24 protein-coding genes are annotated in these 25024 nt (G+C 43.5%); 13 read left to right on the top strand and 11 right to left on the bottom strand.

Annotated features, from left to right (window positions below):
- Positions 1-118: 118 nt before the first annotated feature.
- Together gcvH and gcvT are read right to left on the bottom strand one after the other, a co-directional pair.
- A complete protein-coding gene (gene gcvH, locus V7K21_RS07870) occupies positions 119-508 on the bottom strand; it encodes a glycine cleavage system protein GcvH (protein ID WP_334795179.1) in 390 nt (129 codons plus the stop codon).
- Between the two features lie 122 nt (positions 509-630).
- Entirely contained in the window at positions 631-1767 is a 1137-nt protein-coding gene (gene gcvT / locus V7K21_RS07865; protein ID WP_335173070.1) for a glycine cleavage system aminomethyltransferase GcvT, read from the bottom strand.
- A gap of 180 nt (positions 1768-1947) precedes the next feature.
- On the opposite strand from gcvT, the gene V7K21_RS07860 reads away from it, so the two are divergent.
- Positions 1948-2442 carry a pentapeptide repeat-containing protein gene (locus V7K21_RS07860; RefSeq protein ID WP_335173067.1) on the top strand — a complete coding sequence of 165 codons (495 nt, stop codon included), beginning with the start codon at positions 1948-1950 and terminating at the stop codon, positions 2440-2442.
- Positions 2443-2764: 322 nt separating this feature from the next.
- Here V7K21_RS07860 and V7K21_RS07855 read toward each other — a convergent pair whose 3' ends face one another.
- Entirely contained in the window at positions 2765-4657 is a 1893-nt protein-coding gene (locus V7K21_RS07855; RefSeq protein WP_335173065.1) for a tetratricopeptide repeat protein, read from the bottom strand.
- A gap of 554 nt (positions 4658-5211) precedes the next feature.
- Positions 5212-7866: a tetratricopeptide repeat protein gene (locus tag V7K21_RS07850; protein WP_335173063.1), complete on the bottom strand. Its 2655-nt coding sequence runs from the start codon at positions 7864-7866 to the stop codon at positions 5212-5214.
- A 217-nt stretch (positions 7867-8083) separates the two neighbouring features.
- On the opposite strand from V7K21_RS07850, the gene V7K21_RS07845 reads away from it, so the two are divergent.
- Positions 8084-8251 (top strand): hypothetical protein, encoded by a 168-nt coding sequence (locus tag V7K21_RS07845; RefSeq protein ID WP_335173061.1) that lies wholly within the window; start codon positions 8084-8086, stop codon positions 8249-8251.
- Between the two features lie 331 nt (positions 8252-8582).
- Here V7K21_RS07845 and V7K21_RS07840 read toward each other — a convergent pair whose 3' ends face one another.
- The 3 genes from V7K21_RS07840 to V7K21_RS07830 all read right to left on the bottom strand — a co-directional run bounded on the left by V7K21_RS07840 (position 8583) and on the right by V7K21_RS07830 (position 9961).
- Positions 8583-8714: a hypothetical protein gene (locus V7K21_RS07840; protein ID WP_335173059.1), complete on the bottom strand. Its 132-nt coding sequence runs from the start codon at positions 8712-8714 to the stop codon at positions 8583-8585.
- 89 nt (positions 8715-8803) lie between these two features.
- The gene (locus V7K21_RS07835; RefSeq protein WP_335173057.1) at positions 8804-9481 is read right to left on the bottom strand and encodes a 5'-methylthioadenosine/S-adenosylhomocysteine nucleosidase family protein; all 678 of its coding nucleotides are present in this window, start codon (positions 9479-9481) and stop codon (positions 8804-8806) included.
- 180 nt (positions 9482-9661) lie between these two features.
- Entirely contained in the window at positions 9662-9961 is a 300-nt protein-coding gene (locus V7K21_RS07830) for a hypothetical protein (protein WP_335173055.1), read from the bottom strand.
- 114 nt (positions 9962-10075) lie between these two features.
- Here V7K21_RS07830 and V7K21_RS07825 point away from each other — a divergent pair, with 114 nt between their 5' ends.
- The 4 genes from V7K21_RS07825 to V7K21_RS07810 all read left to right on the top strand — a co-directional run bounded on the left by V7K21_RS07825 (position 10076) and on the right by V7K21_RS07810 (position 15988).
- Positions 10076-12724, top strand: a complete 2649-nt coding sequence (locus V7K21_RS07825) for an efflux RND transporter permease subunit (protein ID WP_335173053.1) — start codon at positions 10076-10078, stop codon at positions 12722-12724.
- Between the two features lie 115 nt (positions 12725-12839).
- On the top strand, positions 12840-13841 hold the full coding sequence (gene hpnA / locus V7K21_RS07820; RefSeq protein ID WP_335173051.1) for a hopanoid-associated sugar epimerase: 1002 nt from the start codon (positions 12840-12842) through the stop codon (positions 13839-13841).
- Between the two features lie 120 nt (positions 13842-13961).
- Positions 13962-14981, top strand: a complete 1020-nt coding sequence (hpnH, locus tag V7K21_RS07815; RefSeq protein WP_335173200.1) for an adenosyl-hopene transferase HpnH — start codon at positions 13962-13964, stop codon at positions 14979-14981.
- A 191-nt stretch (positions 14982-15172) separates the two neighbouring features.
- Positions 15173-15988, top strand: a complete 816-nt coding sequence (locus V7K21_RS07810; RefSeq protein ID WP_335173049.1) for an alpha/beta fold hydrolase — start codon at positions 15173-15175, stop codon at positions 15986-15988.
- Positions 15989-15997: 9 nt separating this feature from the next.
- Here the strand turns inward: V7K21_RS07810 and V7K21_RS07805 are convergent, their stop codons facing one another.
- On the bottom strand, positions 15998-16333 hold the full coding sequence (locus V7K21_RS07805; protein WP_335173047.1) for a hypothetical protein: 336 nt from the start codon (positions 16331-16333) through the stop codon (positions 15998-16000).
- A gap of 957 nt (positions 16334-17290) precedes the next feature.
- Between V7K21_RS07805 and V7K21_RS07800 the strand changes: the two genes are divergently transcribed.
- From V7K21_RS07800 to V7K21_RS07770, 7 genes are all read left to right on the top strand, one after another.
- Positions 17291-17812, top strand: coding sequence for a phycocyanin subunit beta (locus V7K21_RS07800; protein ID WP_273763451.1), 522 nt, complete (start codon positions 17291-17293; stop codon positions 17810-17812).
- A gap of 86 nt (positions 17813-17898) precedes the next feature.
- Positions 17899-18390: a phycocyanin subunit alpha gene (cpcA, locus tag V7K21_RS07795; protein WP_335114424.1), complete on the top strand. Its 492-nt coding sequence runs from the start codon at positions 17899-17901 to the stop codon at positions 18388-18390.
- Positions 18391-18554: 164 nt separating this feature from the next.
- Positions 18555-19367, top strand: coding sequence for a phycobilisome linker polypeptide (locus V7K21_RS07790; protein WP_335173045.1), 813 nt, complete (start codon positions 18555-18557; stop codon positions 19365-19367).
- A gap of 158 nt (positions 19368-19525) precedes the next feature.
- Entirely contained in the window at positions 19526-20395 is an 870-nt protein-coding gene (locus V7K21_RS07785) for a phycobilisome linker polypeptide (RefSeq protein ID WP_335114420.1), read from the top strand.
- Between the two features lie 75 nt (positions 20396-20470).
- Entirely contained in the window at positions 20471-20746 is a 276-nt protein-coding gene (locus V7K21_RS07780; RefSeq protein WP_335114418.1) for a phycobilisome linker polypeptide, read from the top strand.
- Positions 20727-21572: a HEAT repeat domain-containing protein gene (locus V7K21_RS07775; RefSeq protein ID WP_335173043.1), complete on the top strand. Its 846-nt coding sequence runs from the start codon at positions 20727-20729 to the stop codon at positions 21570-21572. The genes V7K21_RS07780 and V7K21_RS07775 overlap by 20 nt, the downstream gene beginning before the upstream one ends.
- A gap of 170 nt (positions 21573-21742) precedes the next feature.
- Positions 21743-22477: a HEAT repeat domain-containing protein gene (locus tag V7K21_RS07770; RefSeq protein WP_335173041.1), complete on the top strand. Its 735-nt coding sequence runs from the start codon at positions 21743-21745 to the stop codon at positions 22475-22477.
- Positions 22478-22720: 243 nt separating this feature from the next.
- Here V7K21_RS07770 and V7K21_RS07765 read toward each other — a convergent pair whose 3' ends face one another.
- The 3 genes from V7K21_RS07765 to V7K21_RS07755 form a co-directional block, all read right to left on the bottom strand.
- Positions 22721-23380 carry a hypothetical protein gene (locus tag V7K21_RS07765; RefSeq protein ID WP_335173039.1) on the bottom strand — a complete coding sequence of 220 codons (660 nt, stop codon included), beginning with the start codon at positions 23378-23380 and terminating at the stop codon, positions 22721-22723.
- 30 nt (positions 23381-23410) lie between these two features.
- Complete coding sequence (locus V7K21_RS07760; protein WP_335173037.1) at positions 23411-24421, bottom strand: iron-siderophore ABC transporter substrate-binding protein; 1011 nt, start codon at positions 24419-24421, stop codon at positions 23411-23413.
- Positions 24421-25024, bottom strand: a 604-nt coding sequence (locus tag V7K21_RS07755) for a TonB-dependent siderophore receptor (RefSeq protein WP_335173035.1), incomplete at its 5' end; no start/stop codon positions are given. The genes V7K21_RS07755 and V7K21_RS07760, both read right to left, overlap by 1 nt.

The following is a 25024-nucleotide window of genomic DNA, read 5'->3' as shown; positions in this document are numbered from 1 at the left end:
AATTTCATGACTTATCTTCCGGTGGAGTGAGAAGAGACTCTTGAGTAGAGGAGTAGGGGAGCAGAGGGTAAGTTGCTGCAAGTCTTTCCCTCTGCCCCTCTGCCCCTTTGCCTCTTTCCTACTCTCCTTCCACCAGAGCGCGATACTCATCCGCTGTCAAGGCATCCTCAACATCACCAGAGTCATTGATACGCACTTTCAAAAACCACCCTTCCCCGTAGGGGTCTTCTGACACTTCTTCGGGAGAATTAATTAAGGCTTCATTGCGTTCTATAACTGTGCCTGTGACGGGTGAATTTAGTTCTTCAACGGCTTTCACAGATTCAATTGTGCCAAAGTTTTCTCCTCTGGTAAGAGCGTCGCCAATTTCTGGCAGTTCCAAAAAGACGATATCACCCAATTCATGTACGGCAAACTCAGTAATGCCAACGGTGGCAATTTCGCCATCTAGTCGCACGTATTCATGAGAATCCAGGTATCTGAAATCTTGAGGGTATTCAAAAGACATATCACTTCCTCTCCCTTATCAAATAAATTATTGCCCCAATCATCCAAGCCATATCTGGTAATGAACCTGACTGTAAATTGAGTAACTCACAACACATTATTCCTCAAAAACCTTGGCACTTATCAGTTGGTAACACGATTTTTTGACCGATAAAAGGGACGTTTAACTACAACTGCTGGATAAGCTTTGCCGCGAATTTCGACTTCTAGCTGCTGACTGACAGTTGCTAACTGGGTGGGAACGTAAGCTAATGCAACGGGATAACCAAGTGTAAGTGACAGAGTGCCACTGGTAACTTCTCCCACAACTTTACCTGCGGATAACACTTGGTAACCGTGACGGGCAATGTTGCGTCCTTGGGTTTGCAAACCTACCAATCGGCGATGCACTCCAGTAGCTTTTTGCTGTTCCAAAACTTTCCGACCAATAAATTCGCCTTTGGTATCTAAGTGAACTAGCCATCCCAAACCTGCTTCTAAGGGTGTGGTGGTCTCATCAATATCTTGTCCGTAAAGTGCCATCGCCGCTTCTACCCGCAAAGTGTCTCTCGCACCAAGTCCACAGGGGATAACACCAGCATTATGGAGATTTCGCCACAATTCTACCCCCACATCTGGGTCTACCATCACCTCAAAGCCATCTTCTCCGGTGTAACCTGTGCGGGCCAAGAAGGCAGGTTTCCCTAGTAGGGTTGCTTCTAAATGTCCGAAGGCTTTGATTGGTTGTAAGTCTTCTTGCACTAAGGATTGAAGATATTTAATCGCTTTTGGCCCTTGCACAGCGATTAAGGCTTTTTCTGGTGAAAGGTCTTGGAATTGTACTTTATCCAAGTCAAGGTGTTGCAATAGCCATGCTTTATCTTTACTGGATGTTGCCGCATTGACGATGATCAATGCCTTCTGTATACCACTGGTGTCTTCACCTTGGTAATAAACAATGATATCGTCAATAATTCCCGCTTGGAGATTTAACAATACAGTGTATTGAGCTTGACCAGCTTGTAAACGACTCAAGTCTGAAGGCACTAGAGGCTGGAGTTGAGAAATCAGGTTTTTACCTTGGAGGGTAAATTTGCCCATGTGGGAAATATCGAACATTCCGGCTGTATTTCTTACAGCATCGTGTTCGCGGCTAATGCCACTAAATTGCACAGGCATTTCCCAGCCACCAAAGCTGGTAAGACGTGCTTTGAGTTCTACACCCAGTTGATATAAAGGGGTTCGCGCCAGAGATTGGGCGTTTTCTTCTTGATTAGCCACAGATAATTATTATGCGATCGCACCTCAACATCTATCATCCTAAGAGATGCTTTCTAGGTTTTACAGTATTGTGTATTGAACTGGAGCATTGGGCATGGTTATTTTCCTTGTCCCCCTTGTCCCCTTGTGTGAGGTTTAATAGTTAATGGTGAAAGTGTTGAGATTTGTTAAGAAGACATTATGAAATATTGGCAACTGTTAGCTAGCTTTGTCTTAGCTATGGTTCTTTTTTCGTTTCCCCTATCGGCGCAAGCTGCAAGTTCTTCCAGTATTACCCGTTCTGTGGCTAATGATGTTAAAGGCAAGGATTACTCTGGTCAAAGTTTAATTGGCACTGAGTTTACCAATCTCAAATTAGAGAATGCTAATTTTAGCAATGCTGACTTACGTGGTGGCGTGTTTAACGGTACCCTATTGGAAGGAGTAAATCTGCACCACGCAGATTTTAGTGAAGGCATAGCCTATCTAACAAGGTTTAAGGACGCTGATTTAAGTGATGCTGTGTTGACCGATGCAATGATGCTGCGTTCTACTTTTGATAGCGTGGATATCACAGGTGCTGATTTTACGAATGCGATTTTAGATGGAACGCAAGTGAAAAAACTTTGTGTTAAGGCAAGTGGTGTTAATTCTAAAACTGGTGTAGATACTCGCAAGTCTTTAGGATGTAAGTAAACTTTCACCGAATTTATGATGTTTAAATTTTGGATAATGAAATTGTTGGCAAAGCCTCTTGTAGAGAAGATTCTTGCGTTGCATTATTTAATGCATGTTTGAGACTTGCGAATTTAAACGCGAGAATAATTCTATTTTTCCATTATCCAAACATTTTTTGACAAGCAAGTGACTTTCGGGATGGGTTAATCTCAATACGCTTGGGTTAAGGCTTAACCCAAGCGTATTAGCTTTTGAAGGTAGACGTTGAGCTTCTGAACCTCAAGTTTCAAGTTTGAAATTCAAAACGGTTATCCGATCGCCTCCTTTTGCTACGCGATCGCTAGTGATATGCTTCTCTTAAAAAGCTTACATAATTTGCCCGAATCGTCATAGTAGTAGAATGACTTACACCTAAAGTTTGTTCACAAATTTTCAAAGCTTGCTCAAATAAGGGTTGGGCTTTCTTGTAGCGTCTTGTATGACGGTAGAGTGCTGCTAGATTGTTCAGGCTAATGGCAACATCGGGATGGTTATCTCCTAGCAGGCGTTTACTCAGTTCTAAAGCTTGCTGATACAAAGGTTCGGCTTTGCTGTAGCGTTCTGTAGATTCGTAGAGTTGCGCTAAATTATTCAGGCTAGTGGTGACATCAAGATGGTTGTCTCCCAGCAGGCGTTTTCTCATTTCTAAAGCTTTCTTGAGCAAGGGTTCGGCTTTACTGTAGCGTCCTGTATAACAGTACAAAGCTGCTAAATTGTTCAGGGTAGTGGCGACATGGGGATGTTCTTCTCCAACTAGGCATTTCCACAGTTTCAAAGCTTGCTGATACAAAGGTTCGGCTTCGCTATAGCGTCCTGTAGATTCGTAAAGTAATGCTAAATAGCTCAAGGTAGTGGCGACATGAGGATGTTCTTCTCCCAGCAGGCGTTTCTGGAGTTCTAAAGCTTGTTTATACAGCGGTTCGGCTTCCCTGTAACGTCCTGTAGAATCGTAAAGTTGTGCTAAATTATTCAGGGTTGTGGCGACATCAAGATGGTTGTCTCCTAGCAGGCGTTTCTGGAGTTCTAAAGCTTGTTTATACAGCGGTTCAGCTTCTTTGTAACGTCCTGTAGATTCGTAGAGTCCTGCGAGATTGTTTAGGTTAGTGGCGACATCGGTATGTTCTAAACCAAGACGATTTTTAGTCAATTCTACACACTGCTGCAACCAAAGTTCTGCTTGCTGATAAAGTCCTTGACCTTGATAAAACCAGGCTAATTTGGTAAACAGAGTGATTAAATTTTCATCACTGAGATACTGTGATAGGTGGATTGCAGCTTCTATAATGTGCGGGATATGTGGAGTGAGGTTGAGAATATCTTCAGGGTTAGGCTGTTGCGGAATTAGCTTTGCTACCTCTAGCATCATCACTGCAAATTTAGTTTTTGCTTCATCCGCCTCACCTGATTTATCCAACTTCATTTGAAAAAGTTGCCGAATCAGGGGATTTAGACGATAAATTCCTTTACTTTCCTGTTGTAACAAATGCAATTCTAGTAAATCGGCTATGGCTTTTTCATTGAGTCGTTGTTTTTTGTCATCTCCTATCGTCTCAACAGATAAGGGAATATCAGCTAAGGCACACAAACTTAGCAAACAGCCAAAGCTTTGTGCATTCTCATCCAATTGTTCCCAACTCAATTCAAAAACTTCAGCTACACCGTATTCATAATGCATCAATGAGTTAGCATTGACCACTGATTCATGTTCCACTCGTTTCTTCTCTAACCGCTTTAGCACTGTTTTCAGAGACAAATCTAGCATTTTATTCAGATATCGCCCCACTAACTCTAACGCTAAGGGCAAATATCTCAAAAATTTACAAATTCTTCTCGCAATCCAAGCTTCTTGTTGCAGTCGTTCCCTGCCAATTAGCGATTTTAATAATTTTATCGCCGCCAATGGTTTAAGGACATCCAATTCGCTATTATATCTTGCCCTCAGGTAAGCTTGTAACTTCTCTAGTTTATCCTGACCGTTGAAAGTCGCTAACTCACGATAATTCTGGGCAAACTTGTCATATACCTCACCCATCCACATTCTGAAAGCAGCAACATCAACGTTTAATTCGCTGGCAAGTTTAGCTTCACTTTTACCTAAGTTTTCTATCTTAAAATCCTTTGCAAAAGCTGCCGTTTGCTCTGGAGATAAACCATTAATAGCAGCTTCTTTAGCTAGAAAATTAGCCCATTGCATAGATAGTTTGTTAAATATATTTTTGATTCTACTTTGTCTCCATTTGGAAATGTCCTCTCTTTGGGGTAAAAATCCGATTTGCATGGGAACATTTAAAAGCAGTGGCTTGCAGTTATAGCGGTTCTCGTTTCCATGAGGTATACCTATAGGGGTACGGCACTGCCGTGCCCTTACACTTGGCGATATAATTTTGTACCGCATCTGAATAAGAACCGCTATAGACATCGCCAGTTGAGCCTTTGAGGCTGAGGATTAAGCCTTTGAACCTCAAATTTCGAGTTTTGTACTCAAAATGGCTAGGCAATGTCTACGACAGGCTACGCTTACGCAGTATTATTGACTTTTACTATTGGCTATGTAGAGTATGATGCCTAACGGCAAGCCACTGCGCTTCTACGCTGCTAAAATTTAAACTACAACTGTTGTATCGCATCAATTATTGCTTGCAGTTGGGCAAAGATTTCCACAAGTGAAGGGTTATGATGTAATTTGGCTAGAAAGGTGCGACGCGAAATAGCCCGTCGTAGACATCGCGTAGGGAAGGGAGGCAATTGTTAGCGAGATGTTTCTCTTAAAATGATTGCATAATTTCCTCTTATCGTCATTGTATTGGGATGACCTACACCTAAAGTATGTTCAGAAATTGTCAAAGCTTCCTCAAACAAGGGTTTAGCTTCTCTGTAGCGTCCTGTAAATTTGTAGAGTAATGCGAGATTGTTCAGGCTATTGGCGACATGGTGATGATTGTTTCCCAGTAAACGTTTTCTCAATTCTAAAGCTTGCTGATATAGGGGTTCGGCTTCACTGTAACGTTCTGTAGAACCGTAGAGTAATGCGAGATTGTTCAGGCTTGTGGCGACATCGGGATGTGCTTCTCCCAGTAAGCGTTTTCTCAATTCTAAAGCTTGCTGATACAGAGGTTCGGCTTCGCTGTAGCGTTCTGTAAAACGGTAGAGTTCTGCAAGATTGTTCAGGCTAGAGGCGACATCGGGATGTGCTTCTCCCAGTAAGCGTTTTCTCAATTCTAAAGCTTGCTGATATAAGGGTTCGGCTTCGCTGTAACGTTCTGTAAAACGGTAGAGTTCTGCGAGACTGTTCAGGCTAGCCGCAACATCGGGATGTGCTTCTCCCAGTAAGCGTCTTCTCAGTGACAAAGCTTGCTGATACAGGGGTTCGGCTTCGCTGTAGCGTCCTATGGAATGATACAGTGCTGCGAGATTGTTCAGGCTAGTAACGACATTGGGATGGTTGTCTCCCAGTAAGCGTTTGCTCAGTGCCAAAGCTTCCTCAAACAAAGGTTTGGCTTCACTGTAGCGTCTTGTAAATTTGTAGAGTCCTGCGAGATTGTTCAGGCTAGTAGCAACATCGGGATGGTTGTCTCCCAATAAGCGTTTTCTCAGTAACAAAGCTTGCTGATACAGAGGTTCGGCTTCGCTATACCATCCTGTAAAACCGTAGAGTTCTGCGAGATTGTTCAGGCTAGTGGCGACATCAGGATGTTCTAAACCAAGACGATTTTCAGCTACCTCAATACATAGTTTGTACCAAAGTTCTGCTTGCTGATAAAGTCCTTGACCTTGATAAAACCAGCCTAAACCTGTGAAAGGCCCAATTAAATCCTCGTCACTGAGATACTGGGATAGATGGGTTGCAATTTCTGCAATGTGGGGGATAGCAGAAGTTAGGTTGAGAATCTCTTCACGGTTAGGCTGTTGAGGAATTTGCTTTGCTACCTCTACCATCAGCGCGACAAAAGCAGTTTTCACCTCATCTGCTTCACTTGACTCATCCAACTTCATTTGGAAAAATTGCCGAATCAGTGAATGTAGACGATAAATTCCTTTAGCCTGGCATTGGATTAAATCCAGTTTCCGCAACTGGGCTATAGCTTTCTCCCAGAATTCTTGTTCTTCGTCATCTTCTATCGTCTCAACAGATAAGGGAATATCAGCCAAGGCATACAAACTCAGCCAACAGCCTAAGCTTTGTGCATTCTTATCCAATTGTTTCCAACTCAATGCAAAAGCTTCAGCTATGCCGTATTCATAACGCATCAATGGGTTAGCCTTGGCTACTGCTTCGTGTTCCAGTCGGTTTTTTTCTAGCCGCTTGTGCAGTGTTTCCAGAGGCAAATCTGGCATTGTATCGAGATATCGCCCCACTAACTCTAACGTCAAAGGCAAATATCCCAAGAATTTACAAATTCTTCTTGCAACCCAAGGCTCACTTTTAAGTCGTTCTCTGCCAATTAACGACTTTAATAATTTCATCGCCGCCAATGGTTTGAGAACATCCAGACGTAATTGCAGTAAAGTTCTGTCAAACCCCAGGCGCATTGTCAGCAATACTTTAAACCGAGGTGATTCCAAGGGTAGATAACGCTGAACTTGTTTTTTGTAGTTGGTGACATCATCAAATACCAGCAGCACTTCACCTTGTTGCCAATTCTCCCAGCAGTATCGAAGCTTATCTGCTAATTCCCAGTCGTCCGGTGCAATGAGGTTAAATTTTAATTGGGCAAACCTGAGAATCTGAATTCCGACATCAATTCCCTGTGCTGATAACCAGCAAACCCCACCTTGATAATTCTGTAAATGTTGTTTGGCGTATTGGGTAGCCAGTTCAGTTTTCCCCACACCACTCATACTCATCCCAGCTACAATGGCAACTTGCCCAGATGTTTGTAATGAGGAGTGCAAGTTTTGTAGTTCCACCTTACGTCCCACAAATTTTTCAAATGGGACAGCAGGGGGAATATTTTGATGAATTTCCTTAATTGGCGTATGGGCAGCGTTCGACTGACTTATACTGAGCATCTCGACAACTCTTGGAGACGCTACGCGTAGCTTGCTTCCCCGTAGGGGTACGCTCGATGGAGCCGTTACCGTTGGCGCAGCCTCTCCAAGAGTTGTAGCGCTCACGCCGAAGTCTTGCCCGCCATTATATTTTGCTCTCAAGCAAGCCCGTAACTTTTCTAGTTTGCCTCGACTTTTAGAAGTCGCTAACTCAGGACAACTCTGGGCAAACTTGTCATACACCTTAGTCATCAGCTTTTTGAAAACACCAACACCGATATTTAATTCGGTGGCTAGTTTCACTTGACTCTTATTTAAGTTTTCATTCTTCAAACGCTCTACAAAAGCTGCCGTTTGCTCTAGGGATAAGTTATGAGTAGCAGCTTCATTGGCTAGAAAATCAACCCATTGCATAGACAGCTTCTGAGATTTCTTCTCGATTCTACTTAATTTCTATTTATTTCGAGGGAATCTCCTCTTCTGGCTGAAATACCATTTCCATAGAAAGAATTTTGAAGAGGTTCCAGCCGTGAAAACTGCCTTAACAACTCCAGTCAACTCCAATCAAACCACCTAAACTTCGCAATTAATCTCCACTTCACCAATATCGGTAGAGAATCCATCTACTTAAATGCAAGATGTATACAGTTCTACTGAAATCATCTTCGCAGCGGCAATTTTAACTTCATTATTGATTGGGGGAATTGTCTGTGTGATTGTGGTGATTACAGGTTTAGTTAAAACTTTAGTGTCTCTAATGGTAAGCCCGACAAGGGAAAAAAAGAAGTCGTCAGGATAATGGGATTCACAGCTACACAAACTCTCGTCCGCCTGCGCGGAATAACTAAAAATTTAAGGTATTCAAATCTGCCTCCGTGGGTTTTACCTGTGTAAATGCGGTTTATAACCGCCTATTAAACTCATGATATCAGAGAACAAAAATACTGCGACGCCGATAGCGTTCGCAAGAGCGTCTCCAAGAGTTGCTCTCTTCGAGTCTTCTCCTTTGGCGTTAGCCTCTCCCTTTGAGAGAAGGGGAGAGGCTAACGCGCAACGAGCGTCATAGCCCATCGTAGACATCGCCACTTGAGCTTCTGAACCTCAAATTTCGAGTTTTGTACTCAAAATGGCTATGCGATCGCTCTATTTTTCAATGTATTTTGGATATCAGGGGTTAATTGCACGTTGTCAATTAGCATGAGAATCGAACCGCGAAGGACGCCAAGAGCGCCAAGGAAGAAAGAAGAGGGAGCGATCGCCATTTGAAGTTACAATTTGTAGGCGATCGCTGCTAAAATTTTAACTATTTTGCGTATAAATACAGGAGATTATTTTTAGATTATTTCAGGCTCTAGCTAGAAAAGAGCCGATTTGTAACTTGCTCTAACACCTTTAATGATTTTAATGAACCTCGAATCAGCCGAGTAGCAGTAAGGGGTTGTCGAAGCATTCCCATCGCTAAAGGAAAAGGGTTTAGGGAACCATCAGAGTTAATTGCTGATGTGAGATCGGGGATATTGTGCTGACAATCGTCGCTGACTACTCGCAGCATTGCCACGTCCACCCCAGCCGCATTGAAAAACTCTAGGGCGGTAAATCCTTCCATATCAACAACATCAGCCGCCAAAGTCTCACCCAAATGGCGTTTTTCGGCAGCAGACCAAATCACATGCTCGCTTGTCAGTGACTTGACTAATGATACTTTTTCTGATAAGTAAGAATGCAATTGTGCTGTGAAAGTGCGATCGCATTCTTGCCGCTTCCCAGAGTAAACACAATCTTGATAGAGGACAATATCACCAACTGTATAGCGATCGCTCAAGCTGCCACATAGACCCATAATCAGCACCCTGGATTTGGGAGCCAGAAATTGTCTATTTCCTTGGGATTGTTGCAGATATTTGAGTAAAGGCTTCATCCCAATAGGTATGGCTATGATAGTTGGGATCGAGCCAGTAATGCCGCTTAATCCGCGACACACAGCTTTATATTCTGCTCCCTGAGCCACCAAAATTGTGTCGATAGGCAAAAAATTAGGCACTAGCCCTCTTAATATTTTGAAGTTTGCGTCTGGATATTAACTCAAGGGTGCAAAGAGCAACACTGGCAAATCTAGGCAATAAAGTAGTTGACAAATAAAAAAATTGGGTGTGGGGCTTCGGATATCATCGGCTTAAAGATAGTGAAGATTGATGGAAAAACATCAGCTTCAGGGCGATCGCAAATAGTCTATAGGCAAAGAAGGTATCCAGACACTCTTTAATGCCAAAGCGCGTAAAGACTGGCTGAATATTTTGGGGAACTTGAAGGCGTTCTTGGCGTCAACTCTTGGAGACGCTGCGCGTTGGCGTTGGCGGAGCCTCTGGTAGAGTTGCCTCTCCAAGAGTTGGCGGTTCGATATTATTAAGCTTTTTGGCAATTTTTGCGTAAGTTTTGAGAATAATTCCTTATGCTCAATAGAACCAAGTTTCATTTCTAAAGTTCCATTCTGGATTAAAAATTTTGCCATATCTGAGTGACAATAAGTAATATTGCCGTCTCGTGGAGACCAAAACTCGCAAACCGAAGGTGATTACTGTAGCATGACTAAATAATTGTGTCACCCACACGATAATTTTCCAAGATGGTAAAGCTTGATCGCTCAAAATCCGTACGAGAACTCTTCAATATTTCCAAATTAGCGATTCAATTTTCGTGGCTGACGGTGAGTTTTTGGATTGCCGTAACGGTAGCTGGTGTTCTGGCTTTCAGTTCTCTCAAGTATGCTTTGTTTCCAGATATTACCTTTCCAGTGGTGGTTGTGAATGCTACAGCTCCCCTGACAACTGCCGTGGATACAGAGGCGAAGCTCACCAAACCCTTGGAAGAACGCCTCTTGTCCCTAAAAGGACTGGAGAATATCCGCTCATCCACTTATCCTAGTCAAACTGCTGTTAGCCTTTCTTTTGCCGTCGGTACGAATTTAGAAACATCGACCAAAAAGGTTGAAACTGCCCTTAAACAGTTGACTTTGCCTCAGGGAGCAACTGCCAAAATTATTCCCTTGAATCTAAATGAGTCAGCCGCCATTAGCTATGCCATTGAGAGTCCCTCAAGGAATCTCACAGATTTGACAAAGTTGGCGAAAGACGAGATTGTAAGTGCGATCGCTAAACTACCAGGAGTCCTGAAAGTCTCACTACTGGGCGCTGCTACTGCAACTCCCCTAACTCCAGCGAATGCAAGTGCCGCGGCTCCCCCCCAAGCAGGGGCGACATTAGTCAGGTTTAACGGACAAGATGCACTGGCATTTCAGGTGATCAAACGTGGCAATGCTAACACCTTGGAAGTAGTGAGTCAGGTTGAGAAAGAAGTCCAAAGGCTGCGATCTAGCCTTAATGATGTCAAACTCACTTTAGCTGCTACTCAAGCAGAATATATCCGCCAAGCCACCCAGTCAACAATCGATGCTTTGCTGGAAGCAGTCTTGTTGTCCATCGTGGTAATTTTTCCTTTTTTGTGGAATTGGCGAGCCACGCTGATTTCTGCCTTGGCAATTCCTACGTCTATTTTGGCGACGTTTATTGTCATGGCAATTTTTGGTTTCAACTTAGAAACGATTACGCTGTTAGCTTTAGCTTTGGTGATCGGTAGTATTGTTGATGATGCGATCGTGGATGTGGAAAACATCATGCGACACGTTGAAGATGGGGAAACTCCTCGCCAAGCAGCACTTTTAGCTACAAATGAGATTGGATTAACAGTCACCGCCGCCACCTTGACAGCAGTAGCAGTTTTTTTACCTATAGGTTTGATGGGTGGCGTAATCGGTCAATTCTTCAAACCTTTTGGCATCACTGTATCAGCGGCGATGCTTGCTTCTATGTTAGTTGCTCGGACTTTATCTCCAGTTCTGGCTATCTACTGGCTGAAACCTAAATCCTCGCTTTCCCCACGTCAGGAAGCAAAAATCTGGGTGGCGTTTACTCAATCTTACAGAAACTTGCTGAGTTGGTCTTTGAATCACCGCAAGATAGTTATCGGATTAGCTGTCCTCAGCTTCATTGCAGGTATAGTACTAATTCCACTAATTCCCAAAGGCTTTATTCCTAAACTCGATCGCGGCGAATTCAATATTGCTTATACGGCTCCTTTGCCGAGTATCCCCGGAGGGGCAGGGGAGCAGGGGACACCCAGTCCGCAGTTCCCAATTCCTAACCCTTTAAACGATTCTCTTGAGGTTGCTAAAAAACTAGAAGATGTAGTCAGAAAATCACCGGCAGTAGAAACGGTATTTACTACTGTTGGTTCTCGCGAGGGTGAGCCGAATAAAGGCATACTATATATAAAGTTAAAGGGCGATCGCACAATCACAACTGCTGAACTACAAGACCAATTCCGCTCCTCCTTACCTGTCATTTCTGGGGTAACTGCCAGTGTGGAAGATATTCAATTTGTTGATTCTGGCGGTCAAAAACCTCTACAAATAGCATTACGAGGTGATAATCTCCAAGCTTTGAGCAAAGCAGTCAAGGCAATTAAAGAGAGAATTCAGAGAATACCGGGATTTGCCGATGTCACAGTTACAGGTGAAACGAATCCACAGGGCACAGTTTCTCAAATCGAGCGTCTGAATAATCAGCGGGTGGCCTATGTCAGTGCTAATCTTGGCAAGAATCTATCCTTAGGTGATGCTACTGACAAAGTAGTAGCTGAAGCTAAGGCGGTGTTACCTTATAATGTTTCCTTAAATTTAGGAGGAGATTCTGCTAGTCAAGGTGAGGTTTTTAGCAGTTTCGGCAGTACTTTAGCTTTATCTGCCCTGTGTATTGTTGTAGTACTAATTTTGTTGTTCAAAAGCTGGATAGACCCTCTGGTAATTGGTGTCTCTTTGCCCTTGGCACTGGTGGGGGCAATGTTGGCACTACTGATCACCAAGAGCGACTTTGGGATGATCTCACTAATCGGTTTTGTCTTTTTACTGGGGCTGGCAAATAAAAATGCTATCTTGCTTGTGGATTACATCAACCAGTTACGCAGTGCTGGCTTAGACCGCACCGAGGCGATCCTCAAGACGGGGCTAGTGCGCCTCAGACCAATTATGATGACCACTGCTTCCACTATTTTAGGGATGCTACCGATCGCCTTAGGTTTTGGTGCTGGTTCCGAATTGCGATCGCCTATGGCTGTAGCGATCGCTGGTGGACTCGTAACTTCAACTATCCTCAGTTTGATTGTTGTGCCAGTAGTCTACACTATTTTGGATGATTGGTTTCCTCGCAAGAAATTTTAGATTTTAGATTTTAGAACAGGTATGAATGGTCTGATTGAGAGATTTACATTACTAAGTTCCACCTAATTATTGCGAAACTTCTGTATCCAAAATTATAAAATAGGGGAATTCCAAGTTGATAAATCCAAAATCCAAAAGGGTTTTTGTCACTGGGGGTACAGGCTTTATTGGTGCCCACTTGGTACGGTTGTTGTTGCAACAAGGATATGCTGTCAAAGCGCTGGTCCGCTCAAGCAGCAATTTGGAGAATGTCCGCGGTTTGGAGGTGGAAATTGTCAAAGGCGATTTGAATGACCCAAATCTTTGGCAACAGATGGAAGGTTGTCAATACCTATTTCATGTGGCAGCCCATTATTCCCTATGGCAATCAGACCGAGAGTTACTCCATCGTCACAATGTCCTGGGTACACGCAATGTGTTGGTAGCAGCTCGCAAAGCTAACATTGAGCGCACGGTTTACACGAGTTCAGTGGCGGCAATTGGGGTAGGATCATCTAGTCGAGTTGTCGATGAAACACATCAGAGTCCCTTAGATAAGTTGGTGGGTAACTACAAAAAGTCTAAGTTTTTGGCTGAACAAGAAGCTATGCAAGCCGTTGATATAGGTCAGGAGGTAGTTATTGTCAATCCCAGCAGCCCGATTGGCTCGTTGGATATCAAACCTACCCCGACGGGTGATATAATTTTACGGTTTTTACGACGGCAAATGCCTTTTTACTTGGATACTGGTTTGAATTTTATCGATGTGCGGGATGTGGCATGGGGGCATTTACTGGCTTTGCAACGGGGTAAATCAGGCGATCGCTATATCTTAGGTCACCAAAACCTCAGCTTAAAGCAACTGCTAGAACAACTCGCCGATATCACAGGTTTAAGCGCACCTCAACGAACAGTACCCGCTTGGTTACCCCTTAGTGTTGCCTGGGTTGATGAAAAGATTCTCGCACCTTTGGGGAAATTGCCTTCAGTGCCATTGGATGGCGTTCGGATGGCGAAACAACCTATGTATTATGATGCCGCAAAGGCTGTACGAGAGTTGGGTCTACCCCAATCTTCGCTGAATGCAGCCCTCAAGGATGCTGTGGATTGGTTTGTTGCTCAGGGATATGTCAAATGAAAAATATAGCGATTTACGTGTAGATGCAATAGACAGTAGGGGCGCAAGGCCTTGCGCCCCTACGAAGGTTTTATGTTTTCCAGTGGTGTATTTATATCTAAAAGAGGAGCGATCGCAACAATGGCAGTTAATCTACAACAAGCTATGGATATTGGGAAGTATCTGGTTACTCAACGTTTGAAAGGACGTAAACGCTTCCCTTTAGTATTGATGTTGGAACCTCTTTTTCGGTGTAATCTAGCCTGTACTGGTTGTGGTAAAATCCAACATCCAAAGGAAATTTTAAAGCAAAATCTCACCCCAGAACAGTGCTTTACCGCAGTGGAAGAGTGCGGCGCACCGGTTGTCTCAATTCCTGGGGGAGAACCTTTGTTGCATCCCCAGATTGATCAGATTGTCCAAGGATTAATTGAGCGCAAGAAATATATTTACTTGTGTACCAATGGTTTGTTGTTAGAAAAGAGCCTGGATAAGTTTCAACCTTCTCCTTACTTGACTTTTAGTGTGCATTTAGATGGGATGCGGGAGTTGCACGATCAGTGCGTCGATCGCAAAGGTGTTTTTGACATTGCTGTCAAAGCTATTCGTGCCGCTAAAGCTAAAGGCTTTCGTGTCACTACCAACACAACTATCTTTGAGGGAACTGAACCTAAAGATATGCAAGAGTTCTTCGACTTTCTGAAAACACTAAATACTGACGGGATAATGATTTCTCCCGGCTACAGTTACGAGTGGGCACCAGATCAAGATCATTTTCTCCACCGTGAACAAACCCGCGCCCTCTTCCGGGAAATTCTAGCTCCATACAAAGCTGGTGAAAAAAACTGGAACTTCAATCACAATCCGCTGTTCTTAGATTTTCTCACTGGTGAGAAGGACTACGAATGTACGCCTTGGGGTAGCCCTAGTTATAGCGTTCTCGGTTGGCAAAAACCTTGCTATCTACTGAACGAAGGTTATTACTCTACCTTCAACGAATTACTGGCAAAAACTGACTGGAGTGAATACGGCCAGAAGAGTGGTAATCCCAAGTGTGCTGATTGTATGGTTCACTGCGGCTACGAACCCACTGCTGCAATGGATGCAATGCAACCGCAAAATATGGCACGTGCCCTTGGTAGTGTGTTTGGCAGGAATTAATAAGTAGTAAATACTACATATTAAAGGGTGCGATGCCTGCGGTGGGCTACGCCTACGCACCCTTTAAAGATTCTGATTGCACTGGAATGTGCCTAACAACATCCGCTAAAAGTAAAAAGAGGATGCTTGTTCAGAAATATGGGGATAATTCCCTCAGCCAACTTTTACGAAATTCATCAGGAAAAATACTCATGCCATTTGTATCTGTTCGCGATTTGCAAATGTATTATGAGATTCGTGGCACGGGTCAACGCCTGCTCAGTATTAGTGGTACTGGAAGTGACTTGCGCCGCTTACCCACTATTTTTGAATCACCGCTTGGTCAACACTTTGAAATCCTAGCTTACGATCAGCGTGGTCTTGGCCAAACCTCGAAACCCGATATTCCCTACACCGTAGCAGATTACGCCGCTGATGCTGACTCTTTACTGAATGCAGTAAGGTGGGAGAACTGCCATGTCATAGGGATTTCCTTTGGGGGTATGGTAGCCCAAGAGTTGGCACTGCGCTATCCGCACTGCGTTAAACGTCTTGTTTTGGCGTGTAGTAGCAGTGGCGGTGCTGGTGGGTTGTCATATCCATTGCATGAACTTGTGAACCTCCCTAGTAAAGAACTGGCTCGTCGGCAGATAACAGTTGCTGATACCCGTTGGCAAGACCAGGCTTGGCTCTTTAGCCGAACTACACAATTTGAGGAACTAGTGAAGCTGACAGTAGCGGTTTCTAAAGAGGGTGCAGACGAACCAAGTCGTCAAGTTGGGCGTCTTCGGCAGCTTGAGGCTCGTGCTGCTCACGATACCTATAATCGACTTTCTCAACTGGATATTCCTGTTTATATCTGCGGCGGTCTTTACGATGGCATATCTCCTCCTGCCAATCTTGAGGCAATGCACAAACAGATACCAGGTGCTTATTTAGAGTTTTTTAAGGGTGGTCATCGCTTCCTTTACCAAGACCCCCAAGCATTCAAGCAGATCATAGCGTTTCTGCAAGATAAATTCGATTAGGGAAGCTACTTACCTGGCTTTACTTGGAATACCAGTAAACTTAAACAACTGTTGCTCTTTGGGTGCAGCCAAACTTTTACCCAAGTAACGATGAATACCTACTCCTATGTCTCCTGTTGTAGTGAGTTTGAAGTTTACTTCTTCAAATCCATATTTACGGAAAGATTTACGGACAGTCTCAGAGTGGGGAATACCGTTAGAGTGTCCACGAGTCCAAATCACAAAAGCACCTTGTTTGCTCAGAAAACTCAGGTTTGCCAGCAAGCGATTGAGCTCAGATTCATCTGCGAGATTGCCGAATACACCACAGTCTTTTTTCTTTAGTTTGTGAATCCGGCAATTCAACAGTTGAGAGCTTGCGAGACAGCTTTGTATTCCAATCGAGGAAAGCTCACAGAAATACTGGGCTGGAGTCTATGCGACAAGATAAACACAGATGCACTACATATTTCAGTCCGATTCGGCCAAAATTCAAATTTGTATTACTCAAAACTTAATTGCTCTGTATTCCTCCAGTCGGATAAAATATACTACGGTAACTGGATAGTTACTTAGTAGTAGTTGTGTTGTCTAGAACACCAATTCAGTAATCCTGGAAGAACCTTTCCCCGTAACTTTCTCTTATGAGAAGAGGGGAACAACGCAAAAAAGTGAGATCTTCATGAAATGAGCTTTCTGGCCTGAGTCCTGTAAATGTGGTGGGTAGTTTACCCTAAAGCTATTCTTTGTAACCCGCCAAAGCAGGCTTTATTTATATTGGATTGCAAATCTAGAGCTTCGGCCGCGCTAGTAATAATTCTAAGTCTGCCGATTGCATGGTTCACAGCGGCTATAAACTCACCCCTGCAATAGATGCAATGTAGTCGCAAAATATGATGTGTGTGTTTGGCAAAAGTTACGAAGTAGCCAATACTACACTAATTAAGTGTGCGATGCCTGCGGCGGGCTACGCCTACGCAATTATCCCATCTTTTGGAGTAGAGAAAAAAGTGTTAAGTTATGTAACTAAAATTAACAAACATAACAATAATTTGTAATAAATAATGAGGCTGCTGCATTGTATAAAGAGAACTTGGGAGTAAAAAACAACATCTTAATCAGGTTTTCCAGTCGTTCATAGAAGTTTTAAGTTTTTTAACAAAAGTTTTAATCTGAAAGCCTGGAGATCGTAAACTTATTTCTGGTGATGTCTGTTTTAAACCTTTCGGAACTCGTCAGGCAGTGCGGGCATCCAAAAAAAACTGAACCATTCAGTTTTGAGTCCAACTATTCTTAACGAAGCAAATTAGGAGATTTAAGGCAATGGTTTTAGATGCATTTGCAAAAGTAGTTACCCAAGCTGATACACGTGGGGAATATCTCTCCGATGCACAATTGGATGCATTGAGCGAACTAGTCAAAGATGGTAACAAGCGTACAGATGCCGTTAACCGGATCACCAGCAATGCGTCTGCTCTTGTTGCTGCTGCAGTTCGTGATTTGTGGGCAGAACAACCCCAATTGATCGCTCCCGGTGGTAATGCTTACACCAGCCGTCGCGCAGCTGCTTGCATCAGAGACTTGGACATCATTCTTCGCTATATCACCTATGCAATCTTTGCTGGCGATTCAAGCGTACTAGATGATCGTGCCCTCAATGGATTGCGGGAAACCTACTTGGCATTGGGAACTCCAGGAGCGTCAGTTGCTGTTGGTATTCAGAAGCTAAAACAAGCTTCCCTGGCCATTGTCAACGATACAAATAACATCACCAGAGGAGATTGCAGTGCTCTGTCATCTGAAATAGCTAGCTATTTTGATCGTGCTGCTGCTGCTGTGGCTTAAGCCAAGCATTGCTGATGTTGACTAAATAATTGTCCATCGGACAAAACAAAATTTCAACCATAAAGTTTTGAAAGGGAAATACCAAAATGTCAAAAACACCTCTAACTGAAGCAATTTCATCGGCTGACTCTCAAGGTCGCTATCTCAGCAGCACCGAGATTCAAGTTGCTTTTGGTCGCTTCCGCCAAGCGCCAGCTAGCTTACAAGCAGCAAAAGCATTGAGCGGTAATGCTCAACGCTTGACCGAAGGTGCTGCTCAAGCGGTGTATAACAAGTACCCTTACACCACTCAACAACAAGGCCCCAACTTCGCAGCTGATGCACGCGGCAAAGGCAAGTGTGTACGTGATATCGGCTACTACTTGCGGATTATCACATACGCTTTAGTTGTTGGTGGCACAGGTCCCTTGGATGATTTCTTGATTTCTGGCTTGGCTGAAATCAACCGGACTTTTGATCTATCTCCTAGCTGGTACATTGAAGCCCTCAAGTACATCAAAGCTAACCACGGTCTAAGCGGTGATCCAGGTGTTGAAGCCAATTCCTACATCGACTATGTAATCAATACTCTAAGCTAGAGTATTTGTTTAGCCCGGAGAGGAAATCAGCTCTTATGACAAGGAAGTTCTATGAGTTGCTTACCTCTCCGGGCAGTTTTATTTTCAAAAGACTGTTAAAAGACTAGAAAAAAATTTTCTAAAAAGTTTTCAGTTTTGTAGTTAAAACTGAGGAGGTTTTAAAGATGGCAGGTTTGGGACAAGCAGCAAGATTAGGAATTGGAGCATTTGAAAACTCACCCCTGGTAGAACTACGTCCTGATCGAACAGAAGAGGATGTGGCAGTGGTTATCCGGGCGGCTTACCGTCAGGTTTTGGGTAATGCATATATACTCGAAGGAGACCGTCTAGAGAGTGCAGAATCGCTGTTGCAGCAAGGTACAATCTCCGTGCGGGGATTTGTGCTAGCCATTGCTCAATCAGAACTCTATCGGGATAAGTTTTTCCACTCCAACTCACAAACTCGGTTTATCGAGTTGAATTATAAGCATTTATTGGGGCGTGCCCCGGAAGATGAGTCAGAGATTTCTTTCCATGTTGAGCTTTACAACTCAGAAGGTTACGAAGCTGAAATTAACTCTTACATTGACTCATTAGAATATCAAGAGAATTTTGGCGAAAATATTGTGCCCTACTATCGAGGCTTTAAAAGTCAAGTAGGACAGAAAAATGTTGGCTATAGCCGACTGTTCCAACTGTATCGGGGTTATGCCAATAGCGATCGCGCCCAAGGACAAAAACAAGGACGGCTAACCTGGGAAGTAGCTAAGAATTTGGCTTCACCGATTTACCCAGTCTCCGCCGGAGCCTTAACAGGCCTCTCTACAGGTGGTCGCGGCGAAACATACCGGATTAGAGTGCTACAAGCAGCTTCCCCGAACTCAGCTGTAGTGCGGCGAGGGACTGCGGAATTGATCGTTCCCTACGAGCAACTTTCTAGTAAATTGCAGCAGTTGAATCGCAAGGGCAGTAAAGTGATTAGCATTACTGCCGTATAAATAGAGAATCGAAGGGGAGTAGAGAGTGGGGAGGAGCTACTGCGGTCTTGGAGTTTACCCAAGTGGAGCAAGTAGCATTAGGGAGTAGGAATCACTACTCCCCATTCTCCACTCACTACTCCCCTTAGCAATTACTAATTACAAAAGGAGAATTACCAATGGCTATTACAACAGCAGCGTCTCGTCTGGGGACAGAGCCTTTTACTGATCAGTCTCCTGTAGAATTGCGTCCAAATGCAACCAAAGAAGACATAGAGAGAGTAATTGCTGCTGTCTATCGTCAGGTGTTGGGCAACAACTATATATTGGCAGCTGACCGCCTCACAAGTGCTGAATCTATCCTGCGTGATGGAAAAAGTACAGTGCAAGAGTTTGTGCGTCAAGTAGCTAAATCAGAACTGTACAAATCCAAGTTTTTCTACGACAATTTCCAAACTCGCGTCATCGAACTGAACTATAAACATTTGTTGGGTCGTGCCCCCTATGATGAGTCTGATGTGGTTTATCACTTAGACTTGTATCAAACCAAGGGATATGAAGCCGACATTGATTCTTACATTGATTCGCCAGAGTATCAATCTAACTTTGGTGAAAATATTGCGCCTTACTATCGCGGGTTTGAAACCCAAACAGGACAAAAAACTGTCGGATTTACCCGGATATTCCAACTTTATCGCGGCTATGCCAGTAGCGATACCTCCCAACTCAAAGGCAAAGACACCCGCCTAGCCAGCGAACTAGGTCGCAATAGTGCATCCGTCGTTGTTCCTCCCTCCGGTGGTCCCTCAGGCTTTTCATACGTTGCTTCCGAAAAAGGTGTTACCCCCAACAGTACTTTCGGTGGCGCGGGAACTTTTGGTAAAGAAGGCAGACTTTACCGCATTGAAGTGGCAGGCGTTTTTGGTTCTGGGTATCCGAGCACACGCCGTGTCAATCAAGCGGTGGTTATACCATATGAAGAACTATCAAGTTACTTCCAGAGAGTGGTAAAACAAGGTGGTAAAATAGCGAGTGTGAAACCCCTTTAGTGTCAATAGTCATTAGTCATTAGTCATTATTAAAGACAAAAGACTAATGACAATTTAAAATTTGGAATTAATTTTATGCTTGGACAAATTAGTAGTAGAACTAGTAGTCGCTACTTTCGGTATGAAGTAGTCGGTCTGCGCCAAAGCGAAGAAAGCGAAAAAGTAAACTATCCGATTCGTTCTAGTGCCAGTGTGTTTTTCACAGTGCCTGAGAATCGGATGAATCAAGAAATGCAGCGGATTACTCGCTTGGGTGGCAAAATAGTCAGCATTCAGCCATTGAACGCTGAAGCTAAAACAGATAGCGGACAGAGCAATCCTCCTTCTTCTAATGAATCCCAGTCCGCATAAATTTGAAGATTTATCACCGACAGGTGGCTTTGCCAACGATGAATCTTTAACAGTAGAGCAAGCGATCGCTAATCTTGAAAGTGCAGATTTAGGCTTGCGGTTTTATGCTGCCTGGTGGTTGGGTAGGTTTCGGATAGGTGAAGCAGCTGCGATTACTGGACTGATCAAAGCTTTAGAGGATGAAGCCGACAGGACACCAGAAGGCGGATATCCTCTGCGACGGAACGCAGCTAGAGCCTTAGGAAAACTAGGCGATCGCCAGGCAGTATTACCTTTAATTGAGTGTTTAGACTGCTCAGATTTTTATGTCCGGGAAGCGGCGGCACAATCCCTAGAAATGCTGGGTGATCCGGTTTGTATTCCCGCCCTAATCAAGCTATTACAAGTAGGTTTGCAGGATGGGCAACTCATATTAAAGCAGCCTGATTTATCTCAACCCTACGACGCTATTTTAGAAGTCTTGGGAACTTTGAGAGCAACTGAGTTGATCCCTTTGGTAAAACCATTCTTAGAGCATCCAATCGAATTAGTGCAATATGCTGCCGCACGAGCCATGTATCAATTAACCCAAGAATCAGTTTATGGAGAACGGTTGGTACAAGCTTTGGCGGGAGAGAAATTGCAATTGCGTCGGGCAGTGTTAGCAGATTTGGGAGCGATTGGATATCTACCCGCAGCAGATGCGATCGCCCGGACTCTTGCTGAAAATAGCCTAAAGCTAATTTCTCTTAAAGGATTACTAGAACATCAAGTTAACCACATAACACCAAGCACTTTCTCAGAAGGTGCGATTAAAGTCATCAATTTGATGGATTCGCTGTTGTAGTGATAAATTCTAGATAATCAGTTGTCATTAATGCGTTTAAACTAAATATTTACCACAGATAAACCCCCAACCCAACTGCAAAATCAGGGCTAGGGGGTTTATGTATGATGTCAACTACGGATAGCTTAAGCTACAATTGGCTGACGACTAATTACCCATGAAAAATTATTATGAATAATAATGATGTTACTGAAATATTGATCCGGGCTGTGAAAGAAGCAGATTCCTCAGATCGCTTATTAGATGCAGTTCAGGAGTTAGCAGCAGCTGGTATGGAGGAAGCTGTTCCCACACTAATTGCAGCTTTGGGCTACAACAATCCAGGGGCGGCGGTGGCGGCGGTAGATGGACTAATTGCGATCGGGGAAGTTGCAGTACCGCCACTATTGGAACTAATTGATGACTACAACTACGGCGCTAGAGCCTGGGCAATTCGTGCCTTAGCGGGAATTGGTGATGTCCGGGCGCTGGATACTTTGTTAGAGGCAGCAAAAAACGATTTTTCCTTAAGTGTACGGCGGGCAGCTGCCAGGGGATTAGGCACTTTGCGCTGGCATCAAGTACCGCCTGAAAAAGTGGAATCTGTTCAGACTCAGGTGTTAGAGGCGCTATTACTAATTTCTCAAGATCCAGAGTGGGTAGTGCGCTATGCGGCAGTGACGAGTTTAGAAACACTAGCCGTTGCAGTGGCAGTCACTTCACCTGATCAAGCATTGCGGATTACAAATCAACTCCAGCAAATGCTCGATACAGATACCGATCTCGGAGTTCGCACCCGTGTAAAGTTTGCACAGGAAAAAATTCAGCAGCAACAACATCAAGAACAACAACACCAAGAAGTGTTTGCACCTAAAAGAAAGCTAGAAGACACTGAAGTGCCTTATCGTGGCGCTGGAAGACGTTAAGCAATTTGTTTATTGCCGATTCCAATTGCATAGAATACAGCCTGTCGTGAGTGTTTACTGAAAGTTTCACTTTCCCAACTTGAAGTTTCATGTTCCAAGCTTAGAGCTTTCTGGCACTATCGTATTTGGGACAAAAACGATATTGAGGAAAACTTTTTGGATGATAGGGCAGGTGGCTTTGAGTTAGAACGCTCTCAATTTTAGCAAAATTCCCCTCAGAGTTTGCTTTTGCTACACAAAAACCTAAGACTCTGGTAGCCAAAAGCAAGTCTGTAGATGCAAACGGTGTTGAGTTGCATTCAAGGAAATAGGGGAAACCATGTGCCAAGAGCGATCGCAACGGACAATAGCAACTGAATATTGCGGCAATGGTGGAACTTCTTGAATTACAGAAGTAGTCTGATTATCTTTAAGAACTTGAAAAAACCCTCCCCACTCTGGGTTCCATCCCTCATTGAAATAGAAAAGTTGAGTTACATGTTTACGCGGGATATCTGTATGAGGACGGTTCCAGAACCCTAAATCATGTCGTGTTAAATAAATTGTTAGTGAATGGTTTTTCAAATCCAAATTAGTAAGATGCTCCATTGCCTCTCGATAATCAGGAGTGAGAAGTTGTTCAATCAATTTTTGCCAACTAAGACTCAGATCCTTGATATCTTGTAGACCTTTGTACTTACTTTCATCCAGAATGCAGCGTGCAAAAAACCTGTAGTCATCATATGTATATTCCGGGTATCCATCTGGCTCAAAGTCTCTAGCATGATATTCTTTATAGTTTGTAGTAGCAAAACTATTTGCTAGTTCAGATTGTACTGAAGTGTCAAGCAAGTTTTCAAACACAATCCATTTATAGGGAATTGACTGCATAGTTGCATTACTAATTGCACTCAAGTTCAACATAATCCCTCTTCTAAAAAACTTTCAAATAGTTTATTGCTGTTTAACTAAATATTGCTCCAAATCGTCTATCATCCGATTGGCTGCAAGGGGGCCAAACTGAACCCAGTAAAACCCCACCTCATGAACTTTTTCCTGTTGGACAACTTTCAACTTTGACCACAACGGTTCTGCTTTAAGTTGCTCAAGTATTGGGTGTAAATCTTTAATGCCCAATGCGTCTTCTGATACTAGAAATAAAATATCCCCATCTAACTCACTCAGGAGTTCCTCTGATAAAGCATAGGCAGCAGGGCCACCCCCTAGACTTAGGGTTGCTTGACTATCCAAAGTTTGAGAGTAAGGACGTGTAACACCCGCATCTTTAAGAATAACTCCTGGAAAACTTGCCTTTGCCCACAGCCAAAGTGCATCAGTACGCAATTCGGCAACCGAGACTAAAGTTGTGTTCAAGCGATCGCCCATTTTTGCTTTAAACTGTTTTAAACGTGCATAATAATTGTCCATTACCTGCTGGGCTGTTTTAGTTTTACCCAGAACATGCGCTGTGAAAGCAAAAGATTCTTTCCAAGCTCCACTGGCTCCAGGAGGAGCCAAAACAGTGGGTGCAATGTGTGATAACAGTGGATAAATATCTTGATGAAAATGCATACCAATAATTAGGTCTGGTTTGAGAAACAAGACTTTTTCGATACTAGGAGAGAGCCAATCTACATCTTCAATACCTGATAGCGGGCCTACTAATCGCTGCAATTGTGAGACAAATAACTTTGAGGCAGCTATAGGTTTGATCCCCAATGCCAAAGCATTTTCTAAACAACGACCACTAAGCACAACAACTCGTTGAGGATGAGCAGGAACTATTGTCTTACCCATCAAGTGCTGAACGACTCGAATCTGACTTAAAGAAGAAACACTCTTGTTATGGCTAACTTTTGGGTAATTAAAAAAGAAACAACCGTTTAGCCACACTACCACAGTAAGCAATCCTAAAAGGGGCAGGGATATGACAAAACACTTGGCTAACCAATGAGTTGTTCTCATTAAAATTCCCACTTTACTGACAACTCTGCTGTATACGGACGACCAGGAATAATTCTTTGGAGATAGTCAAAGCTTGCTTCATAATATCGAACATTAAATATGTTATTCAAGTTGAGTCCAATGCTAAAGTTGTTATTCCGATAGTACAGAGCTGCATTGGTGAGAAAGTAGCTTGGGATCGTATATGTATTCAAACTATCTGGCTTATTATCTCCAACGTAGTTAAAGCCAATTCCACCTCCAAAACCTTTGAGAGAGCCAGTACCAAAGGTGTAAGTTGTCCATAAACTAGCGACATGAGCTGGTACTCCTTCTACTCGATTCCCGACTGGAATATCATTGTCTTTGGTAATGCGTGCGTCTGTATAACCGTAGAAGCCAATCACATTCCAACCGGGAAGAATCTCTCCGGTGACACTCAGTTCTACTCCCCGACTTCTTTGTTCTCCTGTTTGCACACTATAATCGGAATCGGTAGGATCGGAAGTCAAAATGTTAGTTAATGTCAAATCATACGCCTTATGTGAGTGAGAAGGGGTAGCAAAAAAGAAAGGGAAACCACAAGATAAAGGTAACGAAACCAAAGCTTGAGGTCTCCCAATG

This window comes from Nostoc sp., from assembly GCF_036919595.1.
Classification (GTDB): domain Bacteria; phylum Cyanobacteriota; class Cyanobacteriia; order Cyanobacteriales; family Nostocaceae; genus Nostoc.
The sequence above is the reverse complement of the archived record's forward strand: the minus strand, read 5'-3'. Positions and strand labels throughout refer to the sequence as shown.